Source organism: Methylobacterium sp. Leaf466 (genome assembly GCF_001425565.1).
Taxonomy (GTDB): domain Bacteria; phylum Pseudomonadota; class Alphaproteobacteria; order Rhizobiales; family Beijerinckiaceae; genus Methylobacterium.
In genome coordinates, this window is the sequence record NZ_LMRC01000004.1 from 44,585 (window position 1) to 64,262 (window position 19,678).

The 19,678-nt window shown below is 71.5% G+C and carries 18 protein-coding genes and 1 tRNA gene; 10 read left to right on the forward strand and 9 right to left on the reverse strand.

Annotated features, from left to right (window positions below; all coding sequences use genetic code 11):
* Positions 1-286 precede the first annotated feature (286 nt).
* The 3 genes from ASG59_RS03710 (at position 287) to ASG59_RS03720 (ending at position 1,450) form a co-directional block, all read left to right on the forward strand.
* Entirely contained in the window at positions 287-679 is a 393-nt protein-coding gene (locus ASG59_RS03710) for a TIGR02300 family protein (RefSeq protein ID WP_082494409.1), read from the forward strand.
* Positions 680-866: 187 nt separating this feature from the next.
* Positions 867-942: transfer RNA gene (locus ASG59_RS03715), tRNA-Ala, on the forward strand.
* A gap of 133 nt (positions 943-1,075) precedes the next feature.
* Entirely contained in the window at positions 1,076-1,450 is a 375-nt protein-coding gene (locus ASG59_RS03720) for a lysozyme inhibitor LprI family protein (protein WP_200938177.1), read from the forward strand.
* Between the two features lie 11 nt (positions 1,451-1,461).
* Here the strand turns inward: ASG59_RS03720 and hisG are convergent, their stop codons facing one another.
* The 3 genes from hisG to hemH form a co-directional block, all read right to left on the reverse strand.
* On the reverse strand, positions 1,462-2,463 hold the full coding sequence (gene hisG / locus ASG59_RS03725) for an ATP phosphoribosyltransferase (protein ID WP_055886480.1): 1,002 nt from the start codon (positions 2,461-2,463) through the stop codon (positions 1,462-1,464).
* A 13-nt stretch (positions 2,464-2,476) separates the two neighbouring features.
* Positions 2,477-3,604 carry an ATP phosphoribosyltransferase regulatory subunit gene (locus ASG59_RS03730; protein WP_055886218.1) on the reverse strand — a complete coding sequence of 376 codons (1,128 nt, stop codon included), beginning with the start codon at positions 3,602-3,604 and terminating at the stop codon, positions 2,477-2,479.
* Positions 3,605-3,912: 308 nt separating this feature from the next.
* Entirely contained in the window at positions 3,913-4,980 is a 1,068-nt protein-coding gene (gene hemH / locus ASG59_RS03735) for a ferrochelatase (RefSeq protein WP_056407112.1), read from the reverse strand.
* Positions 4,981-5,165: 185 nt separating this feature from the next.
* Here hemH and ASG59_RS03740 point away from each other — a divergent pair, with 185 nt between their 5' ends.
* The 3 genes from ASG59_RS03740 (at position 5,166) to ASG59_RS03750 (ending at position 8,536) form a co-directional block, all read left to right on the forward strand.
* Entirely contained in the window at positions 5,166-6,119 is a 954-nt protein-coding gene (locus tag ASG59_RS03740; protein ID WP_055886222.1) for a class I SAM-dependent methyltransferase, read from the forward strand.
* Positions 6,120-6,314: 195 nt separating this feature from the next.
* Positions 6,315-7,847 carry a bifunctional UDP-sugar hydrolase/5'-nucleotidase gene (locus ASG59_RS03745; RefSeq protein ID WP_056407067.1) on the forward strand — a complete coding sequence of 511 codons (1,533 nt, stop codon included), beginning with the start codon at positions 6,315-6,317 and terminating at the stop codon, positions 7,845-7,847.
* Complete coding sequence (locus ASG59_RS03750) at positions 7,844-8,536, forward strand: uracil-DNA glycosylase (protein WP_055886227.1); 693 nt, start codon at positions 7,844-7,846, stop codon at positions 8,534-8,536. The genes ASG59_RS03745 and ASG59_RS03750 overlap by 4 nt, the downstream gene beginning before the upstream one ends.
* 229 nt (positions 8,537-8,765) lie before the next feature.
* Here the strand turns inward: ASG59_RS03750 and ASG59_RS03755 are convergent, their stop codons facing one another.
* Both ASG59_RS03755 and ASG59_RS03760 read right to left on the reverse strand, forming a co-directional pair.
* Positions 8,766-10,250 carry a glucan biosynthesis protein gene (locus ASG59_RS03755; protein ID WP_055886482.1) on the reverse strand — a complete coding sequence of 495 codons (1,485 nt, stop codon included), beginning with the start codon at positions 10,248-10,250 and terminating at the stop codon, positions 8,766-8,768.
* Between the two features lie 261 nt (positions 10,251-10,511).
* On the reverse strand, positions 10,512-11,162 hold the full coding sequence (locus tag ASG59_RS03760; protein WP_056407069.1) for an SIMPL domain-containing protein: 651 nt from the start codon (positions 11,160-11,162) through the stop codon (positions 10,512-10,514).
* Positions 11,163-11,431: 269 nt separating this feature from the next.
* Between ASG59_RS03760 and mdoH the strand changes: the two genes are divergently transcribed.
* Positions 11,432-13,360 carry a glucans biosynthesis glucosyltransferase MdoH gene (gene mdoH / locus ASG59_RS03765; protein ID WP_082528608.1) on the forward strand — a complete coding sequence of 643 codons (1,929 nt, stop codon included), beginning with the start codon at positions 11,432-11,434 and terminating at the stop codon, positions 13,358-13,360.
* A 15-nt stretch (positions 13,361-13,375) separates the two neighbouring features.
* Here the strand turns inward: mdoH and ASG59_RS03770 are convergent, their stop codons facing one another.
* Both ASG59_RS03770 and ASG59_RS03775 read right to left on the reverse strand, forming a co-directional pair.
* Entirely contained in the window at positions 13,376-13,804 is a 429-nt protein-coding gene (locus ASG59_RS03770) for a hypothetical protein (RefSeq protein WP_055886233.1), read from the reverse strand.
* A 59-nt stretch (positions 13,805-13,863) separates the two neighbouring features.
* On the reverse strand, positions 13,864-15,033 hold the full coding sequence (locus tag ASG59_RS03775; RefSeq protein WP_056407071.1) for an aminotransferase class V-fold PLP-dependent enzyme: 1,170 nt from the start codon (positions 15,031-15,033) through the stop codon (positions 13,864-13,866).
* A 157-nt stretch (positions 15,034-15,190) separates the two neighbouring features.
* On the opposite strand from ASG59_RS03775, the gene ASG59_RS03780 reads away from it, so the two are divergent.
* A complete protein-coding gene (locus ASG59_RS03780) occupies positions 15,191-15,706 on the forward strand; it encodes a TspO/MBR family protein (RefSeq protein ID WP_056407072.1) in 516 nt (171 codons plus the stop codon).
* A 120-nt stretch (positions 15,707-15,826) separates the two neighbouring features.
* Here the strand turns inward: ASG59_RS03780 and ASG59_RS03785 are convergent, their stop codons facing one another.
* Positions 15,827-16,249 (reverse strand): organic hydroperoxide resistance protein, encoded by a 423-nt coding sequence (locus ASG59_RS03785; RefSeq protein WP_056407074.1) that lies wholly within the window; start codon positions 16,247-16,249, stop codon positions 15,827-15,829.
* 596 nt (positions 16,250-16,845) lie between these two features.
* On the opposite strand from ASG59_RS03785, the gene ASG59_RS03790 reads away from it, so the two are divergent.
* Positions 16,846-17,352 carry a MarR family transcriptional regulator gene (locus ASG59_RS03790; protein WP_082528609.1) on the forward strand — a complete coding sequence of 169 codons (507 nt, stop codon included), beginning with the start codon at positions 16,846-16,848 and terminating at the stop codon, positions 17,350-17,352.
* A gap of 133 nt (positions 17,353-17,485) precedes the next feature.
* Here the strand turns inward: ASG59_RS03790 and ASG59_RS03795 are convergent, their stop codons facing one another.
* A complete protein-coding gene (locus tag ASG59_RS03795) occupies positions 17,486-17,845 on the reverse strand; it encodes a cytochrome c family protein (RefSeq protein WP_056282113.1) in 360 nt (119 codons plus the stop codon).
* A 365-nt stretch (positions 17,846-18,210) separates the two neighbouring features.
* Between ASG59_RS03795 and ASG59_RS03800 the strand changes: the two genes are divergently transcribed.
* Positions 18,211-19,644, forward strand: a complete 1,434-nt coding sequence (locus ASG59_RS03800) for an FAD-linked oxidase C-terminal domain-containing protein (protein ID WP_056282115.1) — start codon at positions 18,211-18,213, stop codon at positions 19,642-19,644.
* Positions 19,645-19,678: the final 34 nt, after the last annotated feature.

Sequence of the window (19,678 nt, forward strand, 5' to 3'; positions counted from 1 at the left end):
TGCTTTTCGGCTCGATCGCCGGACCACGACGTCATGTCGGGGCCGGCGCGCGACGGGGTCGGCGGCCGGGTCCGCGCCGGGGGCGGACCGATCACCTCGGCGCCGGTTATCACGCAGGGGCTGCGCCGTCATCAGACCGCCGAAGACCGGCAAGGGAGAGACGAGGGACGGACACGGGACCGGCGAGCGGCCGGCAGGCGCGGCGCAGGAGCGATTTGACAGGACCTTTGCGCCCGACTAACGGACCCCCTCCCCCAAGCCCGCACATCTTTAGAGGTTTTCGCCCGTGGCCAGACCGGAACTCGGCTTGAAGCGTCAATGCATGAGCTGCGGCGCGAAGTTCTATGACCTCGACCGCGATCCGGCGACCTGCCCGAAATGCGGGACGATCTACCAGGTCACGGCCGCGTCGAGCCGCATCGCCGCCCCCGCCCTCGCCGCCCGCGCCGCCGCGGTGCCGGCCGACGACGACGAGGACGTCGAGGCCGAGAAGGGCGGACCCGAGATCGTCTCCCTCGACGAGGTCGAGGCGGCCGAGGACGAGGCCGATCCCGTGGCGGACGACGCCGACGGCGACACCGCCGATGCCGACGACACCTTCCTCGAGGAGGAGGATGCCGGGGACGACGACGTGGCCGACCTCATCGACGGCGACATCGAGAACGACGAGGAGACCTGATCGGTCTCGTCGACCCGGACCTCCCCCGACGAGGCCGGCTAAAAAAATCCTCTCCGATCGGCATCGAAGGGGTTGAGTCCGGGCAACGGCCCGAATATAGAACCGCCTCCGCCGGACGTCGCCCAAGACGCCCGGCCGGAACGACAGCCGGGACGGACCTTTTACGAGGGTCCCGGCCACTGAATGTGGGGCCTTAGCTCAGCTGGGAGAGCGCTTCCATGGCATGGAAGAGGTCATCGGTTCGATCCCGTTAGGCTCCACCATTCACTTCTTACACGTCAGCCGCCGTGACGAGGCTATCGCCGGCCGGGCACGTTCGGTGCCGGTGCTGGCCATCCCCGTCGGCTTTCCCCGATTCTCACGATGGTCGCCACGTCGATGCAACGGGATCGGTCGATGCACCGTTCTCGCTCCATGAGCATGCGCCCGTCCGTCCTCCCCGGCCTTGTCCTGGCCGCCGCCCTGTCCGGCGCGGCACCGGCGTCCGCCGCCAGCTTTCCTTGCGCCGAGGCCCGCACGCCCGACGAGGTCGCGATCTGCGCCGACCTCGGGCTCAACGACCGCGACGTCGAGATGGCGACGCGGTTCGAGATCCTGCGGGCGATGCTGCCGATGGGCGGCAACGCCAAGCTGCGCGAGGACCAGGAGGCCTGGCTGAAGGAACGGGCCAGCTGTGCCGGCGACAAGGCCTGCCTGCGCGGGGCCTACGACGCCCGTCTGACGACCCTGCGCGCGGTCTTCGCCGAATTCGCCAAGCAGGGTCCGCAGTAGGCGGCCGGCCTTCAGGCCGGCGGCAGGCGCGCGAGCAAGCGGTCGAGGAGCGGGTTCTCGGCGGTGAAGGCGTAGTCGGTCCGGCGCACGCTCACCGAGCTGGCGCCGGCCGCCACCAGGGCGTCGGCCAGGTCGAACACCGCGTCGACCGGGCACTGCATCACGATCTCGCCGTCGCGGCCCGTGGGCGCGCCGTAGGGCAGCGTGGCGTCGTGCAGGGCACTGATACCGGCCAGATCGATGTCGCCGCTCATCGGCATTCCGGCGCGCACCTCGCGGCCGATACGGGCGCGCTCCTCCGCGGCGATGCGGCCGAGGACCGTGCGCAGGGCCGCCCGCTGGGTCGCGCCCCACTCGGCCTTCAAGGAGGCCACGAGGTTGGCCTCGGAGCGCAGGATGGTGCCGTCGTCGAGCACCTTGAGGGCGTTGGCCGCCAGCGTCGCGCCCGTCGTGGTGATGTCGACCACGATCTCGGCCGAGCCCGCCGCCGGGGCGCCCTCGGTGGCGCCGAGACTCTCGACGATGCGGTAGTCGGCGACCCCGTGGTCGGCGAAGAAGCGCCGGGTGAGGTTGACGTATTTCGTGGCGATGCGCAGCCGCCGGCCCTGGCGGATCCGCATCTCGGCGGCGACCTCGTCGAGGTCGGCCATGGCGCGCACGTCGATCCAGGCCTGGGGCACCGCCACCACCACCGTCGCCTGGCCGAAGCCCAGCGGCGTGATCAGCTCGACCTGGCCGCTCGCCTCCGGCAGCGTCTCGCGGATCAGGTCCTCGCCGGTGATGCCCAGATGCGCCGCGCCGCTGGCGAGCTGGCTCGCGATCTCGGAGGCCGACAGGTAGCGCACCTCGACGTTGGGCACGCCGACGAGGCGACCGCGGTAGTCGCGCGCGCCGGTCCCCTGCGCGAGCTTGAGCCCGGCGCGGGCGAAGAAGGCGGAGGCGTTCTCCTGCAGCCGGCCCTTGGAGGGCACGGCGAGGACGAGGGCGGTGGGCATCTGGGGGCTGTCCGGCATCACCATGTCCCTCTCACGCCGCCATCCGGGCGAGCCAGAAGGCGCAGCCCACCGCCGGCACCGGCACCGGGCTGCCGAGGTGCTGCAGCAGGCCATCGTAGCGGCCGCCGCCGACCAGGACCGTGGCGGCGCCCGTGTCCGTCACTTCGAAGATCATGCCGGTGTAATAATCGAGGTTGCGCGCGAAGCCGGCCGAGAACCGGAACCGTTCCACCTCGAGGCCGCGCGCGGCCATGAAGCCGGTGCGCTCCTCCACGAGGCCGATGGCCTCGTCGAGCGGCGGGTGGTCGAGGCCCGCGTCCCGCGCCAAGGCCCTGATCTGGCCCGCCGCCCGGTCGGGATCGGCGTCGATCGCCCGGTAGCGCTCGATCAAGGCGCGGTTCTCAGCGTTGAGTCCGGCGCCGCCGTTGGCCTGGGCGGCGGCCTTGGCGAGGAAGCGCTCGGCGATCTCGCCGGCGCTGCGCCCGCCCACCCGCGAGATGCCGGCGATGGACAGCACGTCCTCGACGAAGGCGCGCACCCCGCGCGGGTCCTGGCCCTGGATCGCCGACAGCAGGCCCGCGTGCGGGTCCTCGACGCTGGCCGCGTTGGCGACCTCGTCCAGCGAGCGCCCGCCGGCGAGCGCCCGCAGGGTGCGGCGCTTGGCGGCCGGGGGCACCGCGAGGGCGTCGAGGAAGCTGTGGGTGAGGCCCATGTCGCCCAGGCGCACCACCACCTCGGTGCGGCCGAACAGGGCCAGCCCCTCCAGCGCCAATCCCACCACCTCGGCATCCGCCGCCGGGACGTCGACGCGTCCGATCGATTCGATGCCCGCCTGCAAGAACTCGTCGGGTTCGCCGCGCGCGAGCCGGAACACCGGCCCAAGGTAGCTGTAGTCGGCGCCGGCCCCGAGGCCGCGTGTCAGGTGATGGCGGCAGACGGGGATCGTGAACTCGGGTCGCAGGCAGTATTCGGCGCCCGCCGCATCCTGCGTGACGAAGATGCGCCGGCGGATGTCCTCGCCGGACAGTTCCAGGAAGGGCTCCACCGGCTGCAGCACCGGCGGCGTGACCGCGCCGTAGCCCTGCGCGGCGAAATGGGCGGCCAGGGCCGCCTGCCTCCGGCCGTCGTCGCTGGCGCCGCCCGCCTCCGGTCTCGTCATGGGTCCGCTCGCCGCCTTCGAGGTGGGGCATCGTGTCGATGGTGAGCCCTTATCAACCCGGGCCGTGTTTGGCGACAGAGGTCTTTTACCCGTCGTCGCCCCCTGCACCGTCATGGCGGTGGAAGGGCGGCGCCCGGCATATGGGCAGGCGCCTTTCCGGAAAGCAGCGCTTCAGCGCGACGCGTGAAACCCGACCCTCTCCCGGATGCCCGTAGCGACGGGAGGGATGATCCGGGACGCCGCCGAGGGAGTGCCGCGAAGCGGTGCCGTCGCTCGACCACCGCCGTCCTGCGGCTGACGGCCTTCCCTCACGCCCAGCCTTGCAACTCCCGGTTCACCACGTTGGCGATGACCTTCATGCCGAGGTCGCTGTCGTTGAGGCAGGGGATATAGGCGAAGCGTTCGCCGCCGTTGTCCTCGAAGTAGTGGCGGTTCTCGCCGTCGAGTTCCTCCAGCGTCTCGAGGCAGTCGGCGGTGAAGCCCGGCGCCACGATCGCCATGCGCTTGACGCCTTCCTTGGCCAGGGTCTGCACGGTCTCGTCGGTGTAGGGCCTGAGCCATTCCTCGTTGCCGAAGCGCGACTGGAAGGTGGTGCGCATGCGCTCGGGCGAGAACCCCAGCGCCTCGCGGATGAGGCGGCCGGTCTTCACGCACTGGCAATGGTAGGGATCGCCCTTGAGGAGGTAGCTCTTGGGCACCCCGTGGAAGGAGGTCAGGATCACCTCCGGGTCGAAGTCGAGCTTGGCCAGCCCCTCGCGGATCGATTGGGCCATCGCCTCGATGTAGACCGGGTCGTCGTGATAGGGCGCCGAGACCCGGACGGTGGGCTGCCAGCGCATCTGCATGAGGGCCTTGAAGGCCTGGTCGCAGGCGGTGGCCGAGGTCGCGGCGGCGTATTGCGGGTAGAGCGGCACCAAGAGGATCTTGTCGCAGCCCTGGTCGAGCAGGGCCTGCAGGCGGAGCGACACCTCCGGCTTGCCGTAGCGCATCGCCCAATCGACCACGACGCGGTCGCCCATCATCTCCTGCAGGCGCTCGCATTGGCCGCGCGTGATGGTCTTGAGGGGGCCCTCGTTGCGCTCGTTGTTCCAGACGCTGGCGTAGTCGCGGCCCTTCGGACCCGGGCGCTTGGTCAGGATTACGAGGTTGAGGAGCGGCCACCAGATCAGGCGCGGCACCTCGATGACGCGCCGGTCCGAGAGGAACTCCTTGAGGTAGCGGCGCATCGGCCAGTAGCTGGTGCCCTCGGGCGTGCCCAGGTTCATCAGGAGCACGCCGACGCGGCCCCAGCGCACGGGCGGATGTTCGGGCGGCAGGGTGCCGGCGACGGGCTGGTTCACCGGCGCCGACGCCGGATGCACCTGGGCCTGCTTCATCGGGGCCGGCTGCAGTTGGGCCGGATTCACCTGGGCCGGTTCGACGCGTTCGTTCATCACACTTCCCGCTGGGGCACCGACGCGGCGGCGGCCTGACCGGCCACATAGGGCACGGTTGTCTACCCGTGCATATCTAACTAGATCACAGGCCCTGCCAGCGATGCCCCGATCGATCAAGGCGCGACATGCCGTCTCCCCGGTACTTCCTGAACCACTTCATGCCGTTCACCGGCTATCCGTACAGGGGTGAGGCCACGGCCTGCAATCTCTGCGGCTCGGCCGAGGCGGTGGTGGTGGCCAAGAGCGACCGCCGGCTGAAGACGCTGCGCTCCGTCGCCTGCGCCCAATGCGGCCTGATCCGCACCGACCCGATGCCGACGCCCGACGAATTGGCGCATTACTACGCCCACGCCTACCGGGCCGACTACCAGCTCGCCTTCGCCGGCGGGCCGCCGCGCCACCATCTCAAGCGCAGCGCCCGGGAGGCCGCGTTCCGGGCCGAACTCCTGGCGCCCAAGCTCAAGCCCGGCGCGCGGGTGCTCGATTTCGGGTCCGGCTCGGGGGAGTTCCTGGCCGCGGCCCGCGGGCTCGGCTGCGAGGCGGTGGGCGTCGAGCCGGGGCGCGACTACGCGGCCTACGCCCGGACGCACCACGGCATCGAGGTCCTCGACGACGCCGAGGACGACCGCTTCGCGCCCGGCTACTTCGACGTCATCACCACCCACCACGTCTTCGAGCACCTGCGCGATCCCGCCGACGTCGCCCTGCGCCTCGTGCGCTGGCTCAAGCCGGACGGGCTGCTCTACATCGCCGTGCCCAACATGGCCGCCACCGGCAAACCGCCGCACGAGCGCTTCCACTTCGCCCACGTCCACGGCTTCGTGCGCCAGACCCTCGACCTCACGGCCCGCCGCGCCGGCCTGGTGCCGCACCCCGATTTCTGGCGCGAGGACACGACGGTGGTCTACCGGCGCACCGACGCGCCGATGCCGGCCCTCGCCAACCCCGGCCTCGCCGAACGCTTGGCGGTGGACCTGGAACCGATGGCGCCGGGCGCCTTCCTGGCCTCGGGCGCCTGGGTGCTGCCGATGCTGCGGCGCAATGCCAAGGCGGTGCGCGACACTTTCTCCTCGCGCTGAGCCGGTTTTTTCGCGGGAGCCGCCGCCCGGCTGTTGTCTGACCTTCATGATCGTCGGTCTAAGACCGACGGTCACCACCAGCGATCCTGTCCCGTCCGGTGTGCGGGTGCCCTTGACCGGACGCGGTCGAAGGTCGCTGGTATAAGGTATTCACCACATCGTGGTCGCAACCACGTTCCGGAGACGATCGCCATCATGTCCCCTCCCAACCGCCGCCAGACGTTCGGTCTCGGTCTCGGAGCGGGCCTCGCGACGGGCATCGCAGGGCCGGCGCATGCGGCGATCCGGGCGCCGGTTCAGGAGCCGACTTTCACGCTCCTTCTCGTCAACGACGTCTACCGGATGGCCGAGCACGAGGGGCGCGGCGGCTTTCCCCGCCTCACCGCCGTGGTGCGGGCCGAGCGGGCACGCGGGGTGCCGATGCTCTACGCCCACGCCGGCGATTCGCTCTCGCCCTCGCTGATGTCCGGCTTCGATCGCGGCGCCCACATCGTCGAACTCCTCAACATCGCGCCGCCGGACATCTTCGTGCCCGGCAACCACGAGTTCGACTTCGGCCCGGCGGTGTTCGTCCAGCGCATGGGCGAGGCGAACTTCCCGGTCTTCGCCGCCAACCTGCGCGATGCCGGGGGCCAGCGCCTGCACGGCCTGCGCGACAGCACCCTCGTCACCCTCGGCGGCGTCAAGGTCGGCCTCCTCGGCCTTACCCTCTCCACCACCGCCGAGAAATCGAGCCCCGGCGACCTTGTGTTCGAGCCCGAGTTGCAGGCGATCGCCCGGGAGGCCCCGGCCCTGCGCGCCGCCGGCGCCGACCTCGTCGTCTGCGTCGCCCACACCGGCCGCGCCCTCGACGAGGCGATCCTGGCCACCGGCCTCGTCGACATCCTGCTGTCGGGCCACGACCACGACCTCGTGGTGCGCTACGACGGCCAGCGCGCCATGGTCGAATCGAGCTTCGACGCCCGCTTCGTCACCGCCCTCGACGTCTTCGCCACCGTCACCGGCCAGGGCAAGACCCGGCAGGTCGCGTGGCGGCCGAGCTTTCGCATCCACGACACCAGCACCGTGCCGCCGGACCCGGAGGCCGCCGCGGTGGTGGCGCGCCTCGAATCGCGGCTGTCGCGCGAGCTCGACGTGCCGGTCGGCGTCACCGAGGGCGAACTCGACAGCCGGATCGCCACGGTGCGGGCCCGCGAGTCCAGCTTCGGCAACCTCGTGGCCGACGCCCTGCGCTCCTCCCACAAGGCCGAGATCGCGATCACCAACGGCGGCGGCATCCGCGGCGACAAGCTCTACCCGGCCGGCACCGTGCTGACCCGCCGCGACATCCTGAGCGAGCTGCCGTTCGGGAACACCACCGTGCTGGTCTCGCTCACCGGCGCCCAGATCCGCAGCCTGCTCGAGACCGGGTTCGGCGAGGTCGGCCGGCCGGCCGGGCGCTTCCCGCAGGTCTCGGGTCTCGCCGTCACCGTCGATGCCACCAGGCCGCCGGGCCGGCGCATCAGCGCCATCAGCGTCGCCGGCGGCGCCCTCGACGAATCGCGCAGCTACACGGTCGCCTCCAACAGCTTCCTGTTCGACGGCGGCAACGGCTACAGCGCCCTCTCGGAAGGCCGCACCCTGGTCTCTCCGAGCGACGGCAGGCTGCTCGCCAACGAGGTGATGGCCTTCATCCGCGAAAAGGCCCCCCTGGGCGTGGAGGCGCAGGGCCGCATCGTGATCCGGTGACGGGGCCCGTCGCCACCGCGCTCGCCCGCTTCCGCGCCTGCGGGTCGGGCTGGCTGGAACTGCCGTTCTTCAAGGGCGGAGCGGCCGACGCGGTGGCAACCAGAATCGATGCGCGCATCGCCGAGGGCGCCACGGTGCTGCCCGCCCCGGACGACATCTTCGCGGCGCTGGCGCTGACGCCGCCCGAGGCGGTGAAGGCCGTGGTCCTCGGACAGGACCCCTACCCGACGCCGGGCGACGCCCATGGCCTCGCCTTCTCCTACGTCGGCCCGCGCCGGCTTCCGGCCTCCCTCAAGGTGATCCTGGCCGAATGCCCCGGCGGCGCGCCGGTGCCGCCCACCGGCGACCTCTCCCCCTGGGCGCGGCGCGGCGTGCTCCTGCTCAACACGGCCCTCACGGTGGAGGCCGGCAAAGCCGGCGCGCACCTGCGCTACGGCTGGTCGGCCCTCACCGACGAGGTCGTGGGCCACCTCTCCGCCCAGGGCCGCCCGGTGGTGTTCCTGCTGTGGGGCGCCCCGGCGAGGGCGCGGGCCGCCCTGATCGACACGAACCGCCACGGCATCGTCGAGAGCGGCCACCCCTCGCCCCTCAACCGCCTGCGCGACTTTGCCGGCTCACGACCCTTCGACAAGGCGAATGACTGGCTGGTGCGGAACGGCGTCGCGCCGATCGACTGGCGTTTGGATTGAGCCTGTTCGACCAACGATATCAGCTCATCCCCGCGGGCCAAGACAGCGTGTCCCGGCTCCTTCCCTCATCCTGAGGCGCTCCTTGCCTTGGCAAGGAGCCTCGAAGGAGACCTCCAGGGGACGCCGCGATCCCTGGAGGTCTCCTTCGAGGCCGCCTTCGCGGCACCTCAGGATGAGGGAAAGCCTTGGAAATACAGATCAAACAGGCTCTGAGCGCGAGATCCTACCGCTACACCACCGCGTCCCAGGTCTCGCTCACCGGCTTGCCGCCGAACATCAGGCGGGCGCGCAGCACGATGTCGCCGGGGGGCAGCGGGGTCGGGGGACGCCATTCGACGTAGAGGCGCCAGCCGCCGGTGGGCGTGACCTTCTCCATCACCGGATCGACCATCTTGCCGGCGCTGGCCGAGACGCTGGCGGTGATGTCGGCCTCCGCGCTGTCGGGCAGGTTCGCGCCCTCGAAGTCGATGGCGAAGAGGCGACGCCCGGGGATCGGCGGCTTGACCACGCGCAACTGGTCGGGTGACCCGACCCGGGTCGAGACCACCCGCGCCAGGTCGCCGGGGATGGCCGGGTCGGGCTCCTGGCCCACCGTGGTCAGGGTGTAGTCGAAGGAGAGGCGCGCGCCCTGCGCGACCGGTCCGTTCGGGACGAAGGCGGCCACGATGTTGTCGGCGTATTCCTCCCGGGAGGGGATCTCGAACAGCTCCACCGCGCCCGGCCCGAAGCCGCCCGGCTGCTGGGGGGCCACCCACAGGCCGGGACGGGCCTCCTGCCGGGCCTGGACGTCGAGATAGGCGGCAAAGCGGCGCTCGCGCTGCAGAAGCCCGAAGCCCACGAGGTCGTCGGCCCGGAACAGGGACGCCTGCGGCCCGGCCCGGCCGTTGACGAGCGGCCGCCATGCCCGGTCGCCGGGTGTGGCCACCACCAACCCGTCGGAATCGTGGACCTGCGGCCGGTAATCGTCGAGGGGCACGGCGTTGCGCGCGCCCGGCCCGTTCTGGCCGTGCAGGAACATGCTGGTGAGGGGTGCGATCCCCAGCCGCCCGATCGCCTGGCGCGGGTGCAGCGAGGACGTGACCGTGATGCGCGAGGGGTCGCCCGGCGCGATGTCGAACCGGTAGGCCCCCGACAGGCTCGGCGAATCGAGCAGCGCCAGCACCGTCACCGCCCGCGCCTCGGGCTCCGGTTCACAGATCCAGAAGGCGGTGAAGTCGGGAAACTCCTCCGGGTGGCCGGGGTTGGCGGTGTCGATCGCAGCCGCGCGCGCCGACAGGCCGTACTCCTGGCCCTTGCCGCGCAAGCGGAAATACGAGGCCCCGAGGAAAACCAGGAACTCCTCCTGGCGGCCGGCATTCGCCGGGTCGAAGGCGTAGTGCAGCCGGAAGCCGGCAAAGCCGAGCTCGGTCGAGAAGCTCCGGCCGGCGAGTTTGTCGCCGAGCTGGAACAGGCCCGGCGCGTAGGCGATCCGGCGCGGCGCCCCGACGTCGCTCTGAAGGTAGAGGGCGACGCGCTTCCTCTGCAGGAAGCCGCGGTGGAACAGCTGCACCGAGAACAGGCGGTTGAGCCGGGGGGCGGCCTCGGGCCGGAAGATGATGGCGCGATAGGCGTCGTAGTCGAGCTTGGCCAGGGCCGGCGGAAGGTCGTCGGGCTGGGGCTGGTAGGGCGCCTCCGCCAGCGCGCGGGCCTGGGCGACGACACCCTCGAAGGTCATCGGTGCGCCTTCCTGGCCGAGGGCGGCGGCGGGCAGCAGCGCCCCGGCGGCCGTGGCGAGACCCGCCTGGAGCAGGCCGCGCCGGGAGAGGGCGTCGGGATCGGGCGGGAGGGAGGTATCCGTCATCGGTTCTTTCTCGGAACGATCGTGCAGGCTTCGAACGAACGTGGGGCTGTGACGCTTCGCACCGTCTCATGTCGGGGGCCGCCCGTGCGGACAAGGGCGGCCGGCAAGAACCGATCCGATCGCCGGACGATCGTTTCACGGCGCCACGATCTCCACCGTCACGCTCACCCGCGCCTCGATCGTGATGCGGCCGGGCCGGACCGGCAGGCGGATTTCGCGGTCGGCCGCGGGGGCCGCCGCCTTCATGGGCCTGCCGGCCCGACGCATGTCCATGCCCTCGTCGCCGGGGATGGCGATGGCCAGGATGCGGCCGGGCCTGGCGCCCGAGGCCGCGATCAGCCGGCCGGCCCGCTCCAGCGCGTCCTTCACGGCGCGCTGCTCGAGGGCGAGGAGGCGGCTGCGCGCGTCGCTCAGGCTGAACTCGACCCCGCTGACGAGGCCCTCGGCCTCGGACAGACGGGGCAGCAGCTCGGGCAGGCCCGCGAGGTTCGACGTGGTGAGGGTCAATCCGTAGGCGGCGCTGTATCCGGTGCGGCGGCGCTTCTCGACCTGCTCGCGGCCGCGCTCGTCGCGCACCGTCTCGTAGAGCTCCTGGACGGTGGGGCCGTCGCTCTCGGTGTCGGCCTCCGCGATGCCCGCCGCCGTCACGACGCCGAGCACCCGGTTCACCTTGGCCGCGAGGCTTCGGCTCGCCGCATCGGCGGTGGCCCCCGTCGCCTCGATCCGCAAGGCGATCCCGGCCCGGTCCGGCGCCAGCATCTCGCGGACCTGGCCGACCGACTCCATCGCGGGTGTCGGTGGCACGGAGACCTGCGCCCGGACCGGCACGGACAGCGGGCCGCATAGGAATGCGCCGCACAGGAGGAGGCGCCCCGCCGCCGTCGCTCGTCGTCCCATCGTCGAACCCTCGTCATCCGCTGCGTCGGGAGCGTTATGGACGCCCCGGCGCCTGAAGCCGAGCCCTCGCGCTCGTTCGGGCGACATTCAGGCGTGCGACCCCTATGTCGTCCCCAGGCTGCAAGCCGCCTTGTCCCGCTCGCGATTGTTGTTCCGCCATGTCGCTTCTCCGGTCGCCACACGATGCGCGCCACCCCGAGGTCGAGGCGCCCGAGATCCGGGACGAGCCCGGCCTCGCCGCGACCCTGGCCCGCCGCCGGATGGCGCTGGCGCTGGCGACGCTGGGCACCGCCGGCGCCATCGCCGGGCTGGCCCTTGCCGCCTACGGCCGCCCGGAGGGCGCCCTCGGCTGGAGCGTGTTCACGCTGTTCGCCCTTGTGATGACCTGGCAGTCCTTCGTCGCCTGGCAGTACCTCTACGGCCTGATCGCCGCGGGAATGGGCGCGCGTGCCCAATCGGCGCTGGAACGGCGCGCGGCCACCGTGCCGGCCCGGGCCTCGGGCGAGAGCCGCACCGCCGCGGTGGTGGCGATCCATGCCGAGGACGCGGTGGCGGTGTTCTCCGCCCTGCGCGTCATGGCCCGCTCGCTCCAGCGGGAGGGCGGGCACGGCGACGACATCGACCTCTTCGTCCTGTCCGACACCCGCGACGGCGCCATCGCCGCGGTGGAGGAGCACGAGTTCGCGCGCATCACCGCCTGGGCGGCGCAGAACGGGCCCGGCCTCCCGCGGTTCCGCTACCGCCGCCGCGAGCGCAACACCGGCCGCAAGGCCGGCAACATCACCGAGTTCTGCAAGACCTACGGCCCCGAGTACGATTTCATGATCGTGCTCGATGCCGACAGCCTGATGACCGGGGCCACCATGCGCCGCCTCGTGCGGCTGATGGAGGAAGCCCCCGCGGTCGGCCTGATCCAGACCGTCAGCTACGCCGCCGGCCGCGACACCCTGTTCGCCCGCATCCAGCAGTTCGCGGTGCGGCTCTACGCGCCGCTGGCCATCCGCTGCCTCGAGACCTGGCAGGGACCGGACGGGAGCTACTGGGGCCACAACGCGATCCTGCGGATCGAGGCCTTCGCGCAGAACGCCGAGCTGCCGGTGCTGCCGGGGAAGGCGCCCCTGGGCGGCGAGATCCTGTGCCACGACATCGTCGAGGGTGCCCTCCTGCGCCGGGCCGGCTGGGAGGTCCGCCTCCTGCCGGAGATGGGCGGCACCTGGGAGGAGATGCCGACCAACCTCGTCGATCTCCTCGGCCGCGAGCGCCGCTGGTGCCAGGGCAACATGCAGCACCTGCGGGTGCTCGGCATGCCGGGCCTGCGCGGCGCCAGCCGCTGGCACTTGGGCGTCGGCATCCTCTCCTACCTCGCCTGCCCGCTGTGGCTGGCCTTCCTGGCCGCCGCCGGAACCCAGGCCGCGCTCACCGGCGACCTCGGCCTGCTCGCCTACGGGCTGACCGGCACCGGCCTCGCCGCCCATGCGCTCGCCGCCCTGACCATCGGCACGATGGCGCTCCCGAAACTGCTCAGCCTCGGCCACGTCCTCGCCTCGGCCGAGCGCCGGGCGGCCTTCGGCGGCACCCGCTCGCTGCTGATCAGCGCGGCCCTCGAACAGGTGGTCTGGGTGCTGCTGTGGCCGGTGATGACGCTATTCGCCGCCGGGGCCGTGGCCACCACCTTCCTCGGCCGGGTGGTGCGCTGGGACGTCCAGGTCCGCGACGACCGCCAGGTGCCCTGGCGCGAGGCCTGCCGCCTGCAGGCCGACGCCCTGGTGGTGGGCGCCGTTCTCGCAGGCCTCCTCGTCTATGCCGGCGACCTCTGGCTCGCCCTGTGGCTGGGCCCGATCGCCCTCGCCCTTCTCACGAGCCCCGCCCAGAGCGTGCTCACGAGCCGGGCCGACCTCGGCCGCGCCGCGCGGTCCCGCGGGCTGTTCCTCACCGCCGACGACACCGCCCAGGCGCCCGAGCTCATCGATCTCGCCCAGAGCCGGGGCGGCGCCCCTGCCGCCGCGGGCGGGCAGCCGGGGCGCCCCACCCGCGCCGGCGAGCCGGTCTGGCGGCCGGAGGAGGTGCGGGCGGGCTCGCCGCACTGATACCCGCCGGTCGTCCTACTTCCCGGCGGGCCTGCCCAGGACGTCGATGGGGTTGGTGCGCTGCTCGGGAGCCGGCTGGACCGGCGTCGTCCGGCTCGGCTTGCCCTTGACGCCATCGGTGCCGGTGCCCTGGTTGCCGCTGGCCAGTTCGAGGCAGGTGACCATCTCGACGTAGCCCGGCGAACCGCCGAGCTGGGCCTGCTTGCCGCATTGGGTCTTGGCCGCCGGGGTGAACTCGCCCCACCGGCGCTTGACCTCGTCCCTCGCCTCCCGCTCGGAGCGCAGACAGCCGTCCCGGCTCTCCTTCTGCGTGCCGGTGCTGATCGACCCGGCCGAGCGGCAGGTGGCCTCGAGGTCGAGGTCGGGGGGCGCGCCCTGCGCATGCAGCGGCTGGGCGAGCGCGACGAGGACGGCGGCGCTCGTCAGGAGGCGGTGGAGGGTCATGGGCTGGCGGTCTCGCGAGAAGGGCCCTCCCCAACGCGCGAGGGGGGAATTCGATCGCGTCAGGATTGCAGCGCCGCGTCGAGATCGGAAAACAGGTCGTCGCCGTCCTCGATCCCCACCGAGAGCCGCAGCAGGTCCGGCGGGCACGGCGTGCCCGGCCCCTCGACGGACGCGCGGTGCTCGATCAGGCTCTCGACGCCACCGAGCGACGTCGCCCGCTTCCACAGCCGCACCCGCGCCGCCGCGGCGATGGCCGCCGCCTCGCCGCCCGCCACCCGGATCGAGAGCATGAAGCCGAAACCGCCCTGCATCTGCCGGGCGGCGACGGCGTGGCCGGGGTCGTCGGGCAGGCCCGGATAGAGCACCCCCGTGATGCGGGGATGGCGCGAGAACCGCTGCGCGAGATCGGCGGCCGTGGCCGATTGGGCCGCCACCCGCAGGGGCAGGGTGCGCAGGGAGCGCATCAGCAGGTAGGCCTCGAACGGCCCGAGGATCGCCCCGCCCCCCGAACGGATCGCCCCGATCCGCTCCCAGGTGGCGTCGCGGATGGCGGTGGCGAGCACCCCGGCGACCACGTCGGAATGGCCGTTGAGGATCTTGGTGGCCGAATGCATCACGATGTCGGCGCCGAGCGCCAGCGGCCGGGTGTGGATCGGCGAGGCGGCGGTTGAATCGATGGCCAGACGTGCCCCGGCTTCATGCGCGATGGCCGCGGCCGCGGCGATGTCAGTGATGGTCCAGAGCGGATTGCCGGGGGTCTCGATCCAGACGAGCCTGGTCCGGCCCGGCCGCATCGCCGCCCTGAGGGCATCGAGATCGTCCATGGCGACGGCGTCGATCTCGAGACCCCGCCGCGGCGCCTCGGCCATGAGCCAGCGGCGCAGGCCCCAGTACATCACGCGCGGCACCACCGCGTGGTCGCCGGGTTCGAGGGCGCCGAACACCGCGGTGGCCGCGGCCATGCCGGAGCCGAACAGCATCGCGGCCGGCGCGCCCTCGAGCATCGCGACCACGGCTTCGCAGTCGCGCACCGTGGCGTTGTCGGGCCGGGCGTAGGAATAGCCCGAGCTGTAGCCGTTGTCGGGATCGCGCAGGAAGGTGGTGGAGACGTGGAGCGGCGCCACCACCGCCCGCGTCGCCGGGTCGACGGCGCCCATCGCCTGCGCGGCGAGGCTGCGCCGCGCCCACACCGGACGGCCGGCCTCGTCGGGCGGGTCGGACTGCGTCATGGTCGATGCTCCTGGCGAGGCGGTGTCGATCGGACTGTGTCGATCGGGCCTTGTCGATCGGGCCTTGTCGATCGGGACTTGCAGAACGGGATCGGGATCGCAAGCTCAGGCATGACGCGCGGGCCCGCCCCGCCCCACCTGGAGAACCCGCGGTTCCATGACCACCGTCACGAGCGTGCCGAGCGCGCCGCCTCCCCTGTTTCCGCGCCTCGCCCTGGCGATCCTGCCGGTGGCCGCCACCGCGGTGATCGGGTCGATGGCCACGACCCCCAACATCGAGGGCTGGTACGCCCATCTGCAGAAGCCGAGCTTCAACCCGCCGAACTGGGCGTTTCCCGTCGCCTGGACGATTCTCGACCTGATGATCGTCGCCTCGGCCTGGCGGCTGCTCGGGGCGCGGCCCCGTACCGGACCCACCTCGCGCGGCTGGTGGCTGGCGGTCGCCGCCTTCGCGGCGCAACTCGTCCTCAACGCCACCTGGACGCCGGTGTTCTTTTCGGCCCACGCCATGGGCGCGGGCCTCGTCGTGGTGGTGGCGCTGCTCGTGATGATCCTGTGGACGATCCGGGCGAGCTGGCGCTACGACCGGATCGCCGCCTGGCTGCTGGTGCCCTACGCCGCCTGGGTCGCCTTCGCGACCCTTCTCAACGCGGCGCTCTGGCAGCTCAACTGAGCGCGGGCCGCCGCCTCATCCCATTTCCGGTTGATCACTTCGTGATGCGGACATGGGTTTCGCTCAGGCGCCGCCCGGGCTCGGTGATACGGTTCCCGCTTGATCCAAGCGGAAACCGTATCAGGCCGCCGAGATGTCGACCTGGATGTTGCCGCGGGTGGCGTGGGAATAGGGGCAGACCACGTCGGCGCGCTTGACGAGGTCGGCGGCGACCTCGGGGTCGACGCCGGGCAGGGTCGCCTTGAGGGTCACCACGAGGCCGAAACCGGCGCCGTCGTCGCGCTGGCCAATGCCGACGGTGGACTCGACCTTGGCGTCGTCGGAGATCTTCACCTTGTCCTTGGCCGCCACGAACTTGATCGCGCCGAGAAAGCAGGCGGCGTAGCCGGCCGCGAAAAGCTGCTCGGGGTTGGTGCCGTTGCCGCCGCCGCCACCGAGCTCCTTCGGAGTGGAGAGGCCGACGCTGAGCGCGCCGTTGTCGGTGGCCGCGGAGCCTTCGCGGCCGCCGGTGGCATGGGCGTGGGCGGTATAGAGAGCCTTCATGTCGATCTCCTGGTTGTGCGCGGGGGCCGGCTGTCGCGTGGGACGGTGGCGTCGGTAAAAGGCCCGAGGGCGGCCTGCCGTTCCGCGCCGATGCGGTGACCGGACGCGCCGACCGCCGCCTTGCCTCAGAACCAGATTGTGCGCAATCGAGTTCGTTGCAAGGGGGCGCGTGCGCTCCACCGCGGCGGCGTGCCCGTGCCAGGGACGGGTACCGTGGAACTCCGAACCCGGGTCGACGACGCGCCGAGCGAAACGGCGAGCCGTACCGGTCACGCCCCCTCCCCGTCTTTCCGGGGCGCCGCGCAGGCGAACCCGGAACCCGGGGCCGCCGACGCAAGCCGTCTTGGACGCATGTGGTGGTCCTGGATTCCGGGCCCTGCTCCCCAGACCCGGAATGATGGGATCGTGGCCGTCTCGGCCGCACCCGATGACAGTCCGCTGGGTTCGGAACTCTGACACGATCCCCCAGGGCGATCGGGTGAACCCGATTGCCCCGAACGATCCCCGCCCCTGGATTGTGCCGCATGCCGGATATCCCTAAGGTCCGGAATGAATGCAAAAAATCGTGGCGACATCGCCCGGCGGAACGGCGGATCATGACGGGCCGGCACACCATCGCAACGGCGCAGGACGCCCCCGCCGAGGCGCCCCCGGCCGGGGATGCCCAGCGGCTCGACGCGCAGCTCTGCTTTGCGGTCTATTCCGCCGCCCACGCTTTCGGACGCGCCTACCGCGCCCTGCTGACGCGCCACGACCTCACGTATCCACAATACCTCGTCCTGATGGTGCTGTGGGAAAGCGAGGGGCTGACCGTCAAGGAGATCGGCAATCGCCTCTTCCTCGATTCCGGCACGCTGACGCCCCTCCTCAAGCGGATGGAGGCGTCCGGCCACGTCCGCCGGGCCCGCGACCGCACCGACGAGCGCCAGGTCAGCATCTTCCTGACCGCCAAGGGCAGGGAACTCGAGGGCCGGCTCGACTGCATTCCCGCCAAGGCCGGCGGGATGAGCGGGATGAGCCCGGAGGCACGCCGCGACCTTCTCGACCTGCTCGTCGGGTTGCGCGGCTCCCTGCACGGCAGCCTCGAGTCCGACGACCCCTGAGGATGCCGCCCCGGACCATGAAAAAAAGCCGCCTCCGATCGATCGGAGACGGCTTCGACGTACGGTCTCTGCACGCTAGGTCTCGGCACGTCGGTACGGATCGAACGTCCGGCCGACGCGTCGAGGGCGGCGCTTACTTCATGGTGGCGAGGTAGGCGATCACGTCGGCGACCTTCTTCTCGTCCTTGAGGCCGGCATAGACCATCTTGGTGCCCTTCACCTTGTTGGCGGCGGGGCCGATCAGCCACTCCTTGAGGGTGGCCTCGTCCCAGGTCAGGCCCGAGTCCTTGAGAGCGGCCGAATAGCTGTAGCCCTCGACGGAGGCGGCCTTGCGGCCCACGACGCCGGTGAGGTTGGGGCCGACGCCGTTCTTGCCGAAAGCGTGGCAAGCCTTGCAGGCCACGAATGCCTTCTCACCGGCGGCGGCATCCTGCGCCTGAGCCGACAGGGGAAGGAGCAGCGCGAAGGCGGCGCCGAGAATGAGATGACGCATCGATGTATTCCTCCATGTGCGGCAACCGCCGCTTGCTTATGGCCGACCGGCTTATGGCAGAGCTTGCCCGTTTGGAACAGGTCGAAACTGAGAACGCGGACCACCGGGATCCGGCGCCTGCGGCGAAAGGAAGCCCTCGCCGCCCCACGCCCGAAGTCCGCACCCGCTCGATAACCCTTTGGCGCCCGACAGGTTCGCTCTCGATGACGATCGGGGCAAAACCGCCGCGCACTTTCGCGCAACCTGCTTTAGGATGCCGATCAAGGTTCGGCTTCGCCTCGCCCTCGGACGCCCCGTTCTAGCCGGGCGATGATGAGCGAATGCTGAAGGACGGACCGTCGAGGAGCCCCCGAGGAGAACGCCCGATGACGATCGCCTTCCCCGTTCCCGATGCCGCCATCCTCGCCCGCCGCGACGCCATCGTCGCCGGCCTGCGGCCCCTGGTGGCGGCCGAGGCGCTGATCGTCACCGAGGACGAGCGCCGCGCCTTCGAGACCGACGGGCTCACCGCCTACCGCCAGATGCCGCTGGCCGTGGTGCTGCCCTCCACCACCGCCGAGGTCTCGGCGGTGATGGCCTATTGCCACGCCCAGGGCGTACCGGTGGTGGCGCGGGGCGCCGGCACCTCCCTGGCCGGCGGGGCGATCGCGCAGGCCGATGCGGTGATCCTGGGCGTGGCCAAGATGAACCGCATCCTCGATGTGGACTACGCCGACCGTACCGCGCGGGTGGAGGCGGGCATCACCAACCTCGCCATCTCGGGTGCGGTCTCCCACGAGGGCTTCTTCTACGCCCCCGATCCGTCGAGCCAGCTCGCCTGCACCATCGCCGGCAACATCGCGATGAACTCGGGCGGGGCGCATTGCCTCAAGTACGGGGTCACCACCAACAACCTGCTGGGCGTCACCCTCGTCACCCACGACGGCACCGTGGTGGAGATCGGCGGCGCCCACCTCGACGCCGCCGGCTACGACCTGCTGGGCCTGGTGTGCGGGTCGGAGGGGCAGCTCGGCATCGTCACCGAGGCCACCGTGCGCATCCTGCGCGGGCCCGAGGGCGCCCGCCCGGCCCTGTTCGGCTTCTCCTCGGTGGAGGACGCCGGCGCCTGCACCGCGGCGATCATCGCGGCGGGCATCATCCCGGTGGCGATGGAATACATGGACCGCGAGGCGATCCTGATCACCGAGGATTTCGCCCAGGCCGGCTACCCGCGCGATGCCGAGGCGATGCTGATCATCGAGGTCGAGGGCTCGGACACCGAGTGCACCGACATGCTCGCGCGCATCGTCGCGATCGCCCGGGGCTTCAACCCCACGAGCTTCAAGGTCTCGCAGAGCGAGGCCGAGAGCGCGGCGATCTGGAAGGGCCGCAAGTCCGCCTTCGGCGCCACCGGCCGGATCTCCGACTACATCTGCATGGACGGCACCATCCCCACCGGGCAGCTGCCGCTGGTGCTCGAGCGGATCGGCGCGATCTGCGCCGGCCACGGCCTGCGCGTCGCCAACGTGTTCCATGCCGGCGACGGCAACCTGCACCCGCTGATCCTGTTCGACATCAACACGCCCGGCGAACTCCAGAAGGCGGAGGCCGCGGGCGACGCGATCCTCAAGCTCTGCGTCGAGGTCGGCGGTTGCCTCACCGGCGAGCACGGGGTCGGCATCGAGAAGCGCGACCTGATGCGGTTCCAGTACACCCAGGCCGACCTCGACCAGCAGATGCGGGTCAAGAACGTGTTCGACCCGCGCTGGCTGATGAACCCCGCCAAGGTGTTTCCCCTCGACAATCGCGTCGCGGCCTGAGCGGAAACGAAAAAGGCCCCGCGAAGGGATCGCG